General features: G+C 71.8%; 17 protein-coding genes and 1 riboswitch. Of the genes, 7 read left to right on the top strand and 10 right to left on the bottom strand.

Translation table 11 applies throughout. From position 1 onward, the window contains the following. Window positions 1-43: 43 nt before the first annotated feature. Window positions 44-244: a DUF5999 family protein gene (locus O7601_RS21520; protein ID WP_093402410.1), complete on the bottom strand. Its 201-nt coding sequence runs from the start codon at window positions 242-244 to the stop codon at window positions 44-46. Window positions 245-340: 96 nt separating this feature from the next. Here O7601_RS21520 and O7601_RS21515 point away from each other — a divergent pair, with 96 nt between their 5' ends. Continuing rightward, window positions 341-1,552, top strand: coding sequence for a chorismate-binding protein (locus tag O7601_RS21515; RefSeq protein ID WP_281562894.1), 1,212 nt, complete (start codon window positions 341-343; stop codon window positions 1,550-1,552). 43 nt (window positions 1,553-1,595) lie between these two features. Then, window positions 1,596-2,102 carry a peptide deformylase gene (def, locus tag O7601_RS21510; protein WP_281562893.1) on the top strand — a complete coding sequence of 169 codons (507 nt, stop codon included), beginning with the start codon at window positions 1,596-1,598 and terminating at the stop codon, window positions 2,100-2,102. 22 nt (window positions 2,103-2,124) lie between these two features. On the opposite strand, the gene O7601_RS21505 is transcribed toward def, so the two are convergent. Next, entirely contained in the window at window positions 2,125-2,904 is a 780-nt protein-coding gene (locus O7601_RS21505; RefSeq protein WP_281562892.1) for a TSUP family transporter, read from the bottom strand. Between the two features lie 177 nt (window positions 2,905-3,081). On the opposite strand from O7601_RS21505, the gene O7601_RS21500 reads away from it, so the two are divergent. After that, window positions 3,082-3,870 (top strand): endonuclease/exonuclease/phosphatase family protein, encoded by a 789-nt coding sequence (locus O7601_RS21500; RefSeq protein ID WP_281562891.1) that lies wholly within the window; start codon window positions 3,082-3,084, stop codon window positions 3,868-3,870. Window positions 3,871-3,921: 51 nt separating this feature from the next. On the opposite strand, the gene O7601_RS21495 is transcribed toward O7601_RS21500, so the two are convergent. Further along, complete coding sequence (locus O7601_RS21495; RefSeq protein WP_281562890.1) at window positions 3,922-4,872, bottom strand: tetrahydrofolate dehydrogenase/cyclohydrolase catalytic domain-containing protein; 951 nt, start codon at window positions 4,870-4,872, stop codon at window positions 3,922-3,924. A gap of 14 nt (window positions 4,873-4,886) precedes the next feature. Further along, a riboswitch (ZMP/ZTP riboswitch) is annotated at window positions 4,887-4,970 on the bottom strand. A 2-nt stretch (window positions 4,971-4,972) separates the two neighbouring features. Further along, a complete protein-coding gene (locus tag O7601_RS21490) occupies window positions 4,973-5,971 on the bottom strand; it encodes a tyrosine-type recombinase/integrase (protein WP_281562889.1) in 999 nt (332 codons plus the stop codon). A 116-nt stretch (window positions 5,972-6,087) separates the two neighbouring features. On the opposite strand from O7601_RS21490, the gene O7601_RS21485 reads away from it, so the two are divergent. Further along, complete coding sequence (locus O7601_RS21485; RefSeq protein WP_281562888.1) at window positions 6,088-6,648, top strand: cysteine hydrolase family protein; 561 nt, start codon at window positions 6,088-6,090, stop codon at window positions 6,646-6,648. Window positions 6,649-6,826: 178 nt separating this feature from the next. Here the strand turns inward: O7601_RS21485 and O7601_RS21480 are convergent, their stop codons facing one another. Continuing rightward, entirely contained in the window at window positions 6,827-7,363 is a 537-nt protein-coding gene (locus tag O7601_RS21480; protein WP_281562887.1) for a helix-turn-helix domain-containing protein, read from the bottom strand. 86 nt (window positions 7,364-7,449) lie between these two features. Here O7601_RS21480 and O7601_RS21475 point away from each other — a divergent pair, with 86 nt between their 5' ends. Beyond that, the gene (locus O7601_RS21475) at window positions 7,450-8,340 is read left to right on the top strand and encodes an NmrA/HSCARG family protein (protein WP_281562886.1); all 891 of its coding nucleotides are present in this window, start codon (window positions 7,450-7,452) and stop codon (window positions 8,338-8,340) included. A 33-nt stretch (window positions 8,341-8,373) separates the two neighbouring features. Here O7601_RS21475 and O7601_RS21470 read toward each other — a convergent pair whose 3' ends face one another. The 5 genes from O7601_RS21470 to O7601_RS21450 all read right to left on the bottom strand — a co-directional run bounded on the left by O7601_RS21470 (window position 8,374) and on the right by O7601_RS21450 (window position 13,256). Next, on the bottom strand, window positions 8,374-8,541 hold the full coding sequence (locus tag O7601_RS21470; protein ID WP_281562885.1) for a hypothetical protein: 168 nt from the start codon (window positions 8,539-8,541) through the stop codon (window positions 8,374-8,376). 161 nt (window positions 8,542-8,702) lie between these two features. Then, window positions 8,703-9,296 (bottom strand): GNAT family N-acetyltransferase, encoded by a 594-nt coding sequence (locus O7601_RS21465; protein WP_281562884.1) that lies wholly within the window; start codon window positions 9,294-9,296, stop codon window positions 8,703-8,705. Further along, window positions 9,296-9,925 (bottom strand): TetR family transcriptional regulator C-terminal domain-containing protein, encoded by a 630-nt coding sequence (locus O7601_RS21460; RefSeq protein ID WP_281562883.1) that lies wholly within the window; start codon window positions 9,923-9,925, stop codon window positions 9,296-9,298. The genes O7601_RS21465 and O7601_RS21460 overlap by 1 nt, the downstream gene beginning before the upstream one ends. A gap of 13 nt (window positions 9,926-9,938) precedes the next feature. Next, a complete protein-coding gene (locus O7601_RS21455; RefSeq protein ID WP_281562882.1) occupies window positions 9,939-12,365 on the bottom strand; it encodes a PEP/pyruvate-binding domain-containing protein in 2,427 nt (808 codons plus the stop codon). Window positions 12,366-12,527: 162 nt separating this feature from the next. After that, entirely contained in the window at window positions 12,528-13,256 is a 729-nt protein-coding gene (locus tag O7601_RS21450) for an SDR family oxidoreductase (RefSeq protein ID WP_281562881.1), read from the bottom strand. 128 nt (window positions 13,257-13,384) lie between these two features. Between O7601_RS21450 and O7601_RS21445 the strand changes: the two genes are divergently transcribed. Then, on the top strand, window positions 13,385-13,858 hold the full coding sequence (locus tag O7601_RS21445) for a peroxiredoxin (protein ID WP_281562880.1): 474 nt from the start codon (window positions 13,385-13,387) through the stop codon (window positions 13,856-13,858). A gap of 72 nt (window positions 13,859-13,930) precedes the next feature. After that, on the top strand, window positions 13,931-14,659 hold the full coding sequence (locus O7601_RS21440) for a hypothetical protein (protein WP_281562879.1): 729 nt from the start codon (window positions 13,931-13,933) through the stop codon (window positions 14,657-14,659). The last annotated feature ends 24 nt before the right edge of the window (window positions 14,660-14,683 follow it).

Below are 14,683 nucleotides of genomic sequence, written 5' to 3'. Positions count from 1 at the left end.
GGGTCGGCGCGGGAAAGACGTCGTGACGGATCGTGATGTCGCCTCAGGCGGCGAGGGCGTGTCGGGCGGGGCCTCGGTGCGGTGCGATGCTGCTGCCGTCGGGCAGCAGCTCGCCGGTGTCCTCGAAGACGATGACTCCGTTGCAGAGCAGGCTCCAGCCCTGTTCACGGAAGCAGGCGATGACCCTGGCGGCTTCCCGGTCGGTGGCTTCGGCGGAGGGACAGGTGGGTTGGTGCTGGCACATCGGGTTCTCCGGACTGTGGGGGCACTGTGTCATGGTTCACATGACCAGTGACGCACAGTACCAAGCGGAAGCGCGCCGCATCGAGCAGATGTGCGCGTGGTGCGCGGGAAATCCGCTGAACGGATGAGCATGAACCGCCCAGACGTCGTGGAAGCGCTCCCACGGACGGTTATCGATCCACCCGCGGTTCCCGCGTCCTGCCGCGGCCGGCTCGTCGAACACGCCCGCTGGCAGTGGCATCCCGCCGACGGCGGCGACCCCGCCGCGTACGCCGAACAGTTCCTCGCCGACCACGGCCTGCGACTACACGACCTGGCCCGCCCGGCCCGCCACCACCACGAGCACGGAATCTGCGGTGCCGCGCTGTATCTGTCCGCCGCCGCCGCGGCCCTGCTCGCCGACGGCCCACCCGGCGCACCCAACCCCGCCGACCTGCCCGAGGCGGCCGTCGTCGTCTACGCCCACACCGACGCGAACCCCACCCACCCCGTGCCACCACCACCGTGGTGGCACGGCACCTGGACCGAGAGCTGGAACCCCCGCGAGCACGCCGACGCGGTCACCGCGATCCGCCAGGCCATCAGCCGCGGCGACGTCTACCAGGTCAACCTCGTCGGACACGCCAGCGCCCCCTACACCGGCGACCCACTGCCGGCCCTGACCCGCCTCGGCCGCCTACCCGGCGCCCGCTACGGCGGCGTGCTCACCGGCCCCGGCTGGGCCATCGGCTGCGCCAGCCCGGAAACCCTCATCGAAGTACGCGACGGCACCCTCACCACCCGACCCATCAAAGGCACCCGACCGGCCACCACCACCGGCCACGCCGACCTGCTCGCCTCCGCGAAGGAACGCGCCGAACACATCATGATCGTCGACCTGGAACGCAACGACCTGGCCCGCATCGCCCGCACCGGCAGCGTCCGCGTCGACGAACTGTTCGCCGTACGCCGCTGGTGCGACCTGTGGCAGGCCGAATCCACCGTCCGCGCCGACATCGCCGACGGACTCGGCCTGGCCGACCTGCTGCGCGCCGTCTGCCCCGGCGGCTCGGTCACCGGCGCACCGAAACTCGCCGCCCTCGACCACATCGCCGCCCTCGAACCCGTCGGCCGCGGCGCCAGCATGGGCGCCCTCGGCTGGATCGGCCCCGACCACATCGACCTCGGCCTGACCATCCGAACCGCCGCCGTCGACGGCAACGCCGTACACGCCTGGGCCGGCGGCGGCATCACCTGGGACAGCGAGCCCGCCGCCGAGGTCGCCGAAGCCGCCGCCAAGACCGCGCCGGTGCGCGCCGCCCTGAGGTGAACCCGACCCTCACCCGCCGCCACCGCCCGATAACCTTGCCGACATGACGATGCGGGACATCCGAATCATCGGCGACCCGGTGCTCCGCACCCCCAGCGAACCGGTCACCAGCTTCGACGCCGAACTGCGTACCCTGGTCACCGACCTGATGGACACCCTGCTCGGCGCGCCCGGCCGCGCCGGCGTCGCCGCCCCCCAGATCGGCGTCAACGCCCAGGTCTTCGTCTACGACGCCGACGGCCACCGCGGCCACATGATCAACCCGACGCTGGAACTGTCCGACGAACTCCAGGACGACGACGAGGGCTGCCTGTCCATCCCCGGGCTCTACTTCCCGACCCCGCGCGCCCTGCACGCCACCGTCCACGGCTACGACCAGCACGGCGAACCCCTCACCATCGCCGGCAGCGGATTCCTCGCCCGCGCCCTGCAACACGAGACCGACCACCTCGCCGGCCGCCTCTACGTCGACACCCTGCGCGGCGAAACCCGCCGCCGCGCCCTACGCGAGATCCGCGCCGGCCGCTTCGACTCCTCCCGCCGCAGCTGAACCAGCCACCCCCGAGCCACCCTCACCCGGCCACCCACTGGTCATAGCCCAACCTCGCCACCAACGCCAGCACCACCACCAGCAACACCGCCCGCACGAACCCGGAACCACGCCGCAACGCCATCCGGGCACCCACCGACGCCCCCGCGATGTTGCACACCGCCATCGCCGCACCCAGCAGCCACCACACATGCCCGGTCACCGCGAACACCGCCAACGCCCCGGCGTTCGTACCCGCGTTGACCACCTTCGCCATCGCCGAACCGTGCACGAAATCCGCACCCACCAACGCGGTGAACGTCAGCACCAGAAACGTGCCCGTACCCGGACCGATAAGCCCGTCGTACCCGGCGATGCCCACCCCGGCGACCAGCACCGCCACCACCACCCGCACCCGGGTACGCCGCTGCGGCACCGCCAGCACCCCCATCGCCGGACGCAGCACCACGAACAACGCCACCGACACCAGCACCACCAGCACCACCGGCCGGTACGCCGACGGCGGCACCGCCCCGGCCAACGCCGCGCCCAGGCCCGCACACACCACCGCCAACGCGGCCGCCGGCCCCGCCACCGCCCAGTCGATGCGCGTACGGCGGGCGAACGTCACCGCCGCCGTCGACGTACCGGCGATCGCCGCCAACTTGTTCGTCCCCAACGCCGTCGCCGGAGGCAACCCCGGCGCCGCCACCAACAACGCCGGCAACAGCAGCAACCCACCGCCACCCACCACCGCGTCCACCCACCCCGCCAGGGCAGCGGCAGCCAGCAAGGTCACCACGGTCACCGGGTCCAACTCCACGACCAGGGATTCTTCCCACCGGCACCCCACCCACGCCGCCGGCTGTGGCCAGCCTCACCGGCCCCGACGCCGCCGCACCCAGATCCCCACCCCGGCAACCGCCACAAACACCAGCATCGAACAGCACAACGCCCGCAGCATCGGGCAACTTTCCCACGCCGTCGCTAAGGTGTCAGCGTGCGCCTGGCCACGTTCAACCTGCTGCACGGCCGGTCCCTCACCGACGGCCTGGTCGACCCGACCCGACTGACCGCCGCCGTCGCCGCCCTCGACGCCGACGTCCTCGCCCTCCAGGAAGTCGACCGCGACCAGTCCCGCAGCGGCAACCTCGACCTCACCGCCATCGCCGCCCAGGCCCTCGGCGCACCCGAGCACCGCTTCGCCGCCGCCGTCGTCGGCACCCCCGGCGAAAAGTTCCGCCCCCTCACCCACGACGACGACGGCCACGGCGAACCCTGCTACGGCGTCGGCCTGATCTCCCGGCACCCGGTCACCCACTGGCGGGTCACCCGACTACACCCCGCCCCGGTACGCTCCCCGGTCTACGTGCCCGGCCCGGGCGGCGGCCTCATCCTGCTGCGCGACGAACCCCGCGTCGTCCTCGCCGCCGTGCTGGACACCCCGCACGGCCCGCTCACCGTCGCCGCCACCCACCTGTCCTTCGTCGCCGGCTGGAACGTCCGGCAACTCCGACAGGTCATCCGCGCCCTACGCGCCCTACCCGCCCCGCGCATCCTGCTCGGCGACCTGAACCTGCCCGCCTGGGCCACCCGCGCCGTCTCCGGCTGGCACCTGCTGGCCCGCCGACCCACCTACCCCGCCGCGCAACCCCGCGTCCAACTCGACCACATCCTCGCCGACCGCCACGGCTTCGACCAGCTACCCCCGGCCACAGCCGCGCGAACCCCGCTGTCGACCATCTCCGACCACCGGCCCCTGGTCGTCGACCTCGGCAAGCGCCCCTGACCCCCACCGCGCACGCTCCCGTGCGTGTCGGACGCGGGGGAGCGTGCACCATCAGGTCCGTTGCTGCCTCCTGAACTCGGACTGCGGGTGGCGAGACGACGCACCACCGCCGTCGCCCAGCGGATGCGCCACCAGGTCAGCCGCCGAACGGGCCGCCCGCAACGCGTTGCGGAACAACATCGCCACCGTCACCGGCCCCACCCCACCGACCCTCGGCGTGATCGCCCCCGCCACCCGGGCACACGACTCGTCCACATCCGGCAGCAACCGACGTCCCGCGTACCGCACCCCACCACCGACCACCACCGCACCCGGGCGCACATGCTCCGGCCGCACGATGCCCGGCACCCCGGCCGCCGCCACCAGAATCTCCGCCCGACGCGTATACCGAGACCAGTCCGCCACCCCGGTGTGCACCACCGTCACCGCCGCGTTCGCCGTCGGCCGTTTCTGCGCCAGCAGCGTCGCCAACGGCCGCCCCAACGTCGCACCACGACCCAGGATCACCACCTCACGCCCGGCCACCGGCACCCCGTGGTGGGCCAGCAACGCCTCGATCGCCGCCGGCGTGCACGGCAGCGGCCCCGGCAACCCCGCCACCAGCCGCCCCAGGTTCACCGGATGCATCCCGTCCACGTCCGAGTCCGGGTCGAGGGTCTGCAACGCCCGGTCATAGTCCAGACCGCCCGGGATCGGATACTGCAACAACACCCCGTGCACCCCCGGATCGGAGTTGAACTCGGCCAGCACCGCGTGCACGTCGGCCTGCGACGCCGACGCCGCCAACCGCACGTGCGGCGAGGCGAAACCCAGCTCCGCCGCCCGCCGCTGCTTGATCCGGATGTAGCCGGCACTGGCCTCGTCATCACCCACCAGCACCGTCGCCAACGTCGGCGTCACCCCCGCCGTCCGCAACTGCGCCACACCGTCGGCCACCCGGGCCAGAATCGCCTCCGCCACCGGCGTACCCGGCAGCAACCGCGCGTTCATCGTCGTCGACATGGCTCACCTCGCCCGTGGCGGGCCCAGGCGGACGACCCCCACGACGAGCTTCCCGATGGTCGATCCCATCCCTGATGCCGCCAGTCGCGTCGCCGCCAGTCTAGAGCGGTGGCGACAACAGCCCGGCCAACGCCCGGTACGTACGGTTGGCGCGCACCGCCTCCCGCTGCTGCCCCGAGGTCACCTCGATGTACGTCTGCGACGACGCCAACGACGCGTGCCCCAACAGCCGCATGATCTCCGCCGCCCCGGCGCCGTCCTCGGCCAACCGGGTGGCGAACGTGTGCCGCAACGCGTGCAGCCGCGCCCCACGCGGCACCCGGTCGACGATCCCGGCCCGCCGGTAACAGGACTCCACCAGATACTGCAGACCACCCCGGCGTAGCGGCTCACCCTGACGGTCCACCAGCAGCGGCGACACCTGTCGCACGGTGCGGGTGCCGAAGCGGCGGGCCCGGCTGTCCAGATAGCTTGCCAGCACCGCGTCCAGATCCGGCTCGACCGGCAGCACCCGAGGCCGCCCACCCTTGCCGGCCACCTCCAGCCGTCGCTCGCCGGGGCGACCGCCGAGCGAACCGACCCGCAACGCCAGCAACTCCGCCAGTCGCAGCCCCGCGCACAGGGCCAGCGCCAGCACCGCCACGTCCCGCTCCGGCCACGGATCCCGCTGCCGCCCCTCGGCTCGCGCGGCCGAGGTGAGCAGATGCTCGGGGGTGTCCTCACCGCGCAGCGGCTTCGGCGTCGGTAGGGGAGCCCGGGGACGCCCCACGGCCGGCATCGGATTGCCGGGCACCACCTGCTCGGCAACCAGGAAGCAGAAGAAGCCGTTCCAGGTCGACCAGGCTCGACCGATGGAACTGGCGGCCCGGCCGGCGGCGAACCGGGCGAACGCGGCTCGGATCAGTCTGGGGGAGAGCGCGTCGACCGGCAGGCCGGCCAGGGGGAGGGGAGGGGTGGACAACTCCGCGGCGAGCGCGGCCACAGCGGTCAGATCCCGCCGGTAGGCGGCCTGGGTGTGGGGGGAGGGCTTGCGGGTGGCTCGGGCGGTCAGGAACTCCTCGATCAGCGCTGTTACCGATTCATCCCGTTTATCATGCATAAGGAATATTATGCATGACTTTCGCGTTTCTCGCGGGTCTCGGGGAGGGGACCGGTTTCTGTCGGTGGTCGGATCTACGGTGCGGTGATCGACCCCACCGGCATCGGAGGCCCACCGTGACGACCCTGCCTGAGCGGCCCAACACGGCTCTGCTCGTCATCGACGTGCAGAACGGCGTGGTGGCGGGCACCCACAACCGCGACGGCGTCATCGCCAACATCAACACTCTGTTGGGCAAGGCCCGCGCCGAGGGCGTGCCGGTCGTCTGGGTGCAGCACTCCGACGAGGGCCTCCCGCAGGGCAGCGAGGCCTGGCAGTACGCACCCGAGCTGGTCCGCCAGGACACCGAGTCGCTGGTGCACAAGCGCTACGGCGACTCGTTCGAGGACACCGACCTGGAGGCGGTGCTCGCCGAGCGTGGCGTGGGCCGGCTGGTCGTCACGGGCGCGCAGACCGACGGGTGCATCCGCTCGACCTTGCACGGCGCGCTCGTCCGGGGGTACGACACGACGCTGGTCGGCGACGCGCACACCACCGAAGACCTGACCGCCTACGGTGCGCCGCCGCCGGTGCAGGTCATCGCCCACACGAACCTGTACTGGAGCTTCCAGAGCGCGCCCGGCCGCGAGGCCGGGACCACGCAGACCGCCGAAGTCGACTTCGGTCCCACCGACTGACCGCCGAGCGTGCCCCGACCCGGTCAGGGCAGGGGCGCATCCGCTCAGCTTTACATAATGTGCATTATCGAATCGGGCGCCAGGGCGTTGTCGCCGGGACAGGCGGGGTCACCGGCGACGACGATCCCGGGCAGGAGCGCTGTCGGGTGGGACGTGCTCGACCGGGGTGTCGACGACGTCACCACCGGGCCGGACTGATGCCCTCCAGAGCAAGTCGAAGCAGCCGCTCCGCCTCGGCCGCGCTGGCCGACTCCGCGGCGAGCGCGATCGCGTTGGCGAGGGCCACCAGGTCCGCCATCGCGACGTCCGAACGCACGGATCCCTCGTCGGCGGCCCGGCGCCGCAGCGGCTCGCCCGCCGCCACGAGCATCGCGGAGCAGGACGCACTCTCCGGTGGTGCCTTGAGCAGGGAGGTGACCAGGCCCCGGGTGGCGGTGCTGTACGCCGTCAGCTCGCACAACCAGGTCATCAGTGCCTGGCGGGCGTCCGGCTCGGCCAACAACTGCCCAGCTCGGGCGCACAGCGCTTCGATCCGATCGTGGAAGACCGCCTCCAGCAGCGCCCATCGGGACGGGAAGTGTCGATGCAGGGTCGCCGAGCCCACGCCGGCGACTCGGGCGATCTCCTCCAGCGACGCGTACGCGCCGTCTCGGGCGACCGCCTCGCTGGCCGCCTTGACTATCAGGGCACGGTTGCGTTGTGCGTCAGCTCTCATCGTCTGCCGTTTGAAGAAGTGGGGTGGTCCCCCGCATCGTAGCCGACAGGAAGTGGGGTGACACCCCACTTATTCGAGGAGGAATCATGACCATCCTTGTCATCGGCGCTACCGGCAAGCAGGGCGGGGCCACCGCCCGGGCGCTGCTCGACCGAGGCGTCGCGGTACGCGCCCTGGTCCGCGACACCGGCACCGACGCCGCGTTGGCCCTGCGGGACCGGGGCGTCGAGCTGGTCCGAGGCGACCTGGACGACCCGGCCTCCCTGCTCGCCGCAGCCGACGGAGCAGACGGCGTCTTCTCGATCCCGTTCCCCGACGTCACGGACTTGCGGGGCGACGCCGAGCTACGCCGCAGTCGCAACGTCGTCGAGGCCGCACGCAAGGCAGGAGTCTCGCACTTCGTGCACAGCAGCGTCTCCGGCGCCGGCGACTTCCACCGTAACCAGCCCGGTTGGGCCGAGGGACGCTGGGACCGGCACTACTGGGAGAGCAAGGCAGACATCGACGAACTCGTCCGCACCGGCGGTTTCGCGCACTGGACCGTGCTCAAGCCGGCGACCTTCATGGAAAACCTGCTCGGCTGGTCCTACCTGTTCGGCGACTGGTCCGACGGCACCATCGTCACGGGCTTCGCCAAGGACACCCGAATCGCCTGGATCGCGGTCGACGACATCGGCGAGACCGCAGCGACCGCCTTCACCGACCCGGGCAGGCTCGACGGCATGGATGTGGAACTCGCCGGTGACCTACTCACGATGACCGAGGTCGCCGCGATCCTCAGCGAGGTCACCGGTCGGACCATCACCGCTCCGGTCCGCACCCCGCAGGAGGCGGTCGAACACGGCATGCTGCCAGCCATGATCAATGCTGTCGAGCAGATGAACGAGAACGGTGCACCCGCACGTCCGGAGATCCCCCGGGCGCTCGGCCTGCCCACCACCGACTTCCGTACCTGGGCCCGACGGACGTTCTCCTGACAGGAGGTCGAGAGGTACTACCCGGCGAACAGCTCAGCGGTGCTGTTCGTGGCGGGTGCGCTCGTGCACCATGTGGCGGGCGTACCAGTCCGGCCAGTCGGGGTCGGGGTGGCCGAGTTCCTTCTCGTGGCGGTCGTGCGCGGACGCCGCCCGGCGCAACGCCGCGGCCAGGTCGTCCACCGAGTCGTAGGTGGTCTGCATGTCGGCTCCCCTCCTGCGTCGGGCTGGCCGCCGGGCACCTCAGCGCCGTGGCGGCCTTGGCGGGTCTACCCGCCGGGCCGGAGTGCATTCCGGCACCGTTGGTGAGTTCGTTGCCGTCGTGAGCGGGCCGGCGCCCGTGGACGCGGTGGGTCCGGGGCAGGTCACCCTGGGCGGTGCGTGGCGGGCGGGTCGGTGCGCAGGCGGGCGTGGCGGTGGGTGTCGTGCCAGCCGTCGGCGTGGTGACCTTCGCGGCGGGCGGTCCCCTCGGCCGGGTAGCCGGCGCGTCGGGCGACGGCGCAGGAGGCGGGGTTGGCCGTCGAGTGGTTGAGTTCGAGTCGGTGCAGTCCGGTGTCGAACGACCAGGTGGTGAGAGCCGTGAGGGCGCGGCTCGCGACGTGCCGGCCGCGGGCGTACGGCAGGACCCAGTAGGAGACCTCGGCGATGCCGCTGGCGAGGTCGAGCCGGCGCAGGCTGATCTGGCCGAGGACACCACCGTTGGGATCGGTGATTGCCCAGCTGGCGCCGCTCTCGGCCTGCCACCGTGATGGCCAGGAGGCGAGCCAGGAGCGGGCCTCGTCGTCGGTCATGGTGCGGCAGTGCCACCGTTGGATGGTGAAGTCGGCGTAGCCGGCGAGGACGGCGGGCAGGTCGTCCGGTTGCCAGGGACGCAGGCGCAGCTCGACGGTGTCGATCTCGGGTTGCCGGCGGTGGTTCAGGCTGCCGGGCGGCAGCACGGGCGGTACGAGATGGGGCATCAGCGGTCCGCGGCGGTGGCATGCGGGACGGTGTCGATGCCCCTCTCCCCTGCCCGGACGGGCGGGTCGAAGATCAGGTCGAGGTGGTGGTCCAGGGCGCGCAGTGCCTGTTGGGGGGTCTGGGATCCGCTGAGCAGGTGGATGCCGAGGCCTTCCATCAGTGCCAGGAGACCGGCCGCGCTGTCGTCGCCGTGCGGGACGGGTAGCAGGCCGGCGACGAATGCCGTCATCTGCGCGTGGTCCCTCTGGACAAGGGTGGCGGCCTGCGGGCGTACGGCGGTGTAGGCGAGGAAGGCCAGGGTGACCCGGCCGTCCTCGCGGGATGGTCCGTCCAGGGGCAGCAGTGCGGTGATCATCGTGCGGAGCAGCGTCCGTGGGGGCGGCCGGTCGCCCAGCGCCGCGACGGCGTCGGCTACCCGGGCCTGGCCGCGGTCGCGGACCACCGACATGGCGAAGGACATCATCTCGTCCTTCGTGCGGAAGTAGTGCTGCACCATGCCGGCGGAGACGCCTGCCGCTGCCGCCACGTGACGCAGGCTGATGGCTTCCAGGCCCTGCTCGGCGGCGACCCGCATCAGGGCGTCGGCGATGAGCGTGCGTCGCTCCTGGCGGTCCACCTTCCTGGGCATGGTGTCGATGCTGTCACAGGGTGCTCGCGTTGTCGGCTGCCGGTGTGTCCGCGGTGCTGACGGTGCCGGCTGCCCCGTCGACCGTGACGATCTGCCCGGTGGTGATCGCGCGGGTGGCGTTGCGGACGCAGATGACCGCCGGAATGCCGTATTCGCGGGCCACGGTGGGGCCGTGGGCCATGCCGGTTTCGGTGACCAGTGCGCCGGCGGTGAGGAACAGCGGGGTCCAGCCGGGGTCGGTGGTGGCCGCGACGATGACGTCGCCGGGTTCGATGCGGGCGGTCGCGGGGTCGTGGACGATCCGTGCGGGGCCGGTGACGCGGCCGGGTGCGGCGCCGACGCCGCGCAGCGCGCCGTCCGGGGTGGGCGCGGGCGGTAGGACGGTTTCCAGGTCGGTGCCGTCGGACAGCAGCGCCACGGGTACGGTTCGGCGGCGCGTCTCCCGGTGATGGGTGGCCCGGCGGGCGGTGACGGTGCTCCGGTGGTCGGCGTGGTGGTGCACGGCGTCGTGGACCTCGTCGAGGGTGAGGAACATGATGTCGTCGGGGTGTTCGAGCAGGGCGGCGTCGGCCAGGTGGGCGCCGATGAGCAGCAGTTGCCTGCGCATCTCTCGCAGCCGGTAGAGGCCGGCGAACTTGCCGGCCTCGCGTAGGCCGGCGAGGGAGCGGGCCCGGCGCAGCAGGAACACGGCGATGCGGCCGCGGACGGGACGGCGTCGGGCGCGGACGGTGAGGTCCGTGAGGGTCGCTTCGGCGGTGGCGGCGGCGCGGGTGAACCGCCGGTCGGGGGCCTGCTCGGGGTCGGTGATGCGCAGATAGTTGGCGATCATGGCGAAGACCGGGGTGGGGTTCTCGTCCCAGCGGGGCACGCCGAGGTCCACCTCGGCGACGCCGCGGTGGCCGTAGGTGTGCAGGAACGGGGCGAGGCCGATGTCGGGCAGGGTGCCCTGGCGGTAGCGGGTGGCGAGTTCGGGTGCGGGGGTGTCGAGCAGCAGCTGCCGGTGTTCGGTGGCGTGTTGGGCGAGTCGCCACAGCGCGAGGTTCATCTCGATGGTGACGTTGTGCGGCATGCCGCCGAGGACGGTTTGGATCTCCTGGGGTTCGGCGATGCCCTTGAGCAGGTGTTCGGGCAGCACGGCGGCGAGCATTCCGGCGGCGATGGGCCAGATGAGCTGGTCGTCGTCGCTTTCCGCACCGCTCTGCTCGCGGACGAAGCGGAGCCGGTCGGCGGGGCTGGTCAGGTCGGTGGGTGGGACCGAGGTGCGGCGGATCCGGTCGACCGCGTCGTGCAGCCGGGCGCGGGCGGCGTCGGGTCGGGCCAGGGCGCGCAGGATTCCGGTGGCGGCGCGGCCGGTGGTGCGGGCGGTGGAGCTGCCGGTGGTCCGGGTGTGTGTGGTGGTGTCGGGTTGCGGGGCGAAGCGTGGGTCGGCGAGGACGTGCTGCATGACCGTCTGGGCGCGGGGTCCGAAGTCGACGGCCATCAGCTTGATCAGCCGTTTGCGGGTGGCCGGGTTGCGGGTGAGGTCGGTCAGGTCGCCGTAGAGGCGTCCGCCGATGTCGATGATGTCGGCGCGGACGCCGAGGGTGGCGAGCATCGCGGCGATCACGGTCTTGAGGGTGGACATGCCCATGGGGGTGGCGGGTTGGAGCATGCCCTGGACGTGGCCGAATTCGAGGTACACGCGGGGTTGTGGTCGGTCGGTCGGTGGTGGTGCCGGGAACAGGGTGGTGATCGGCCGGGTCTGCAGGACCCAGAGGGTGCCGTCGTGGTCCATGGCCCATTCGACGTCCTGCGGGGCGTTGAAGTGGTGCTGGAGGCGAGTGCCGAGGGAGTGCAGGTCGGCGAGTTGCGCGGGGGTGAGGCAGCCGGTGGCGGAGTGCTCGGGTCCGTCGAGGAGGTAGTGGTCGACGTCGGTGGCGCCGTCGACGACGGTGGTGCCGAGGCCGGGGGCGGCTTCGACGAGCATCTGGGTACGGCAGCCGGTGAGCGGGTTGGCGGTGAAGAGCACTCCGGCGACGGTGGGGTTGATCATCTGCTGGACGACGACGGCCATCCGTACGGTGTCGTGGTCGATGTGGTGGGCGTCGCGGTAGGCGGTCGCGCGGGGGCTGTAGAGGGAGGCCCGGCAGGCGTCAACGGCGGCGAGGAGGTCAGCGGGGCCGGTTACGTCGAGGTAGGTGTCCTGTTGCCCGGCGAAGCTGGCGTCGGGCAGGTCTTCGGCGGTGGCGCTGGACCGTACGGCGACGGGGCCTGGGCCGAGGCGCTGGTGGGCGGCGAGGATGTCCGCTGTGGGGGCGGGTCGTCCGTGGTTCCGGGTGGTGATGCAGAAGCCTGGCGGTACGCGTTCTCCGTGGCGGATGAGCTCCCCCAGGCCGGCCGCCTTGCCGCCGACGAGGTCGATCATGTCGGCGGTGATGTCGGACAGCGGGATGGTCAGCATGGGTCGGTACACCCCTCTTTAGCAATGCGAGTGCATTGCATCCGACCGTAGCTGGTTTACGATGCAACTGCAATGTAACGAGGGTGCGGCGTCGCGCGCGGCATCGACGAGTCGCTGGCCCGGTCGGTGCGGTTGGGTCAGCGGTGTGGTCTGACTAGTGGTCTACAGGCCGCCGCCGACGCGGAGGATGGCGCCGGTGGTGTAGGAGGCGTCAGCGCTGAGCAGCCAGGCGATGGCGGCGGCGACCTCGTCGGGTTCGCCGGGACGGCCGAGTGGGATGCGGCCGGCGGCGCGTTCGGGTCGGTCGGGTTGGCCGGACAGCGCGTGGATGTCGGTGCGGATGATGCCGGGGGCGACGGCGTTGACGCGGATGCCTCGGGGGGCGAGTTCCTTGGCCAGGCCGATGGTGAGAGCGTCGGTGGCGGCTTTGACGGCGGCGTAGTGGATGTACTCCCCTGGGCTGCCGAGGGTTGCGGCGACGGAGGAGAGGTTGACGATGGCGGCGCCGTCGCCCATCCGGCGGGCGGCCTGTTGGGCGCAGAGGGTGTAGCCGATGAGGTTGACGTCGACGACGCGGCGCAGGTCGTCGGGGTCGAGGTCGGTGAAGGGGCCGATCGGGCTGGTGATGCCGGCGTTGTTGACCAGGCCGGTGAGGGTGCCGAGTTCGGCGGCGGCGTCGAACAGGGCGGTGACCTGGTCGGGGTCGCGGGTGTCGGCGGGTACGGCGATGGCGCGTACGCCGGTGGCGCGCAGCTCGGCCACGACGGTGTCGGCGGCGGTGTGGTCGCGGCGGTAGCCGAGTGCGATGCGCTGGCCGGTGTGGGCGAGGCGGCGGGCGGTGGCGGCGCCGATGCCGCGGCTGCCGCCGGTGATGATGGTGACGTTTGCCAATGGACCTCTCCCCTGCCCGAGCCGGTGTCGGGGACGTTACCGGCGGGGTCGCGGTGGCTGGTAGCGCGGTGTGGTCGAGCGCACGGCCGGTGGTGGGTGATGGCCTACGCTCGCGGACACCGGTGTCGATGGGAGGGCTTGTGGCGGGTGTGGGTGTCGGGGATCTGGTCGAGGATTTCGAGTTGCCGGACGAGACGGGTCGGCCGCGGCGGTTGACGGAGTTGCTGGCGGCGGGGCCGGTGGTGTTGTTTTTCTATCCGGCGGCGATGACGCGGGGGTGCACGGCGGAGAGTTGTCACTTTCGGGATCTGGCGGCGGAGTTCGCGGCGGTGGGTGCGCAGCGGGTGGGTATCAGTCGGGATTCGGTGCGGCGTCAGGCGGAGTTCTCGCGGCTGCACGGGTTCGACTATCCGTTGTTGTCGGATCCGGACGGTGTGGTGGCCGAGCGGTTCGGGGTGCGGCGGCGGTTGCCGTTGGGGTCGTTGAGCACGCGGCGGATGACGTTCGTGATCGGGGTTGATCGGCGGGTCATCGAGGTGGTGCACAGCGAGTTGGGCATGAGCGAGCACGCCGATCGGGCGTTGCGGGCGTTGGGGGGCTGATCTTCGGGTTGTCGCTGGCGGCTGGTATCAAGGCAGGCGGCTGAACACGTGTACGAGGAATGAGGTTGGGCGATGGGTGCCGCTGGTCAGGGTTTGTCCGAGGACGAGGTGCGCGGCATCCGGGAGGCGTTGGCCGCGGGACGTAAGCCGAAGGTGGTGTTCACGGCGGCGGCTGGTCAGATCGCCGGTCAGTTGGGTCAGGTGGTGGAGTTGACCGATCCGGCGCAGTCCGACGAGTTCGTGGTGGTGCGGTTCGGGCGGGACGAGTTGCCCTTCTCCCCCGCCGATGTGGCGGTGGCGCCGCGGGGTGCGGGTCGGCGGCCGGCGGAGCCGAAGGTGGAGTCGACGCCGGCCGAGCCGGCGGTGGTGGGGCCGGAGTTCGTGTTGGACCGGGTGCCGCAGCAGCGTCGGGAGGAGCCGGGTCGGGATGAGCAGTCGGGTCGGGAGGAGCCGAGGGTGGACGAGTCGGTGGGGTCGAAGGTGGAGGCGAAGCCGGCTCGGCGGGCGGTGAAGGTGACCAAGCCGAAGGGGCCGGCGGGGTTGACGGTCACGTTGGCCTATGCCGAGGGCGAGTGGACGGTCGCGGCGCAGCAGGGTGGGAAGGTGTTGGCCAAGCCGTACGTGCTCAAGCCGGCGGAGGCGCTGCGGATGGTGGCGTTGGTGGATGTGCCGGGGGTGCACGAGGCGGTGGAGCAGATTCTGGCCGCCGAGCGGTCGGAGGCGGAGCGGCAGGCGGAGAAGTTGCGGGCGGAGTTGGCGGAGATCGAGGCCCGGTTGGCGGAGTTGCGCGAGGCGGGTTGAGGGTTCCGATCCGATCGGTGGCCC

It is taken from the genome of Verrucosispora sp. WMMD573, assembly GCF_027497175.1.
Lineage (GTDB): Bacteria > Actinomycetota > Actinomycetes > Mycobacteriales > Micromonosporaceae > Micromonospora.
This window is presented reverse-complemented; position numbering and strand designations above follow the sequence as displayed.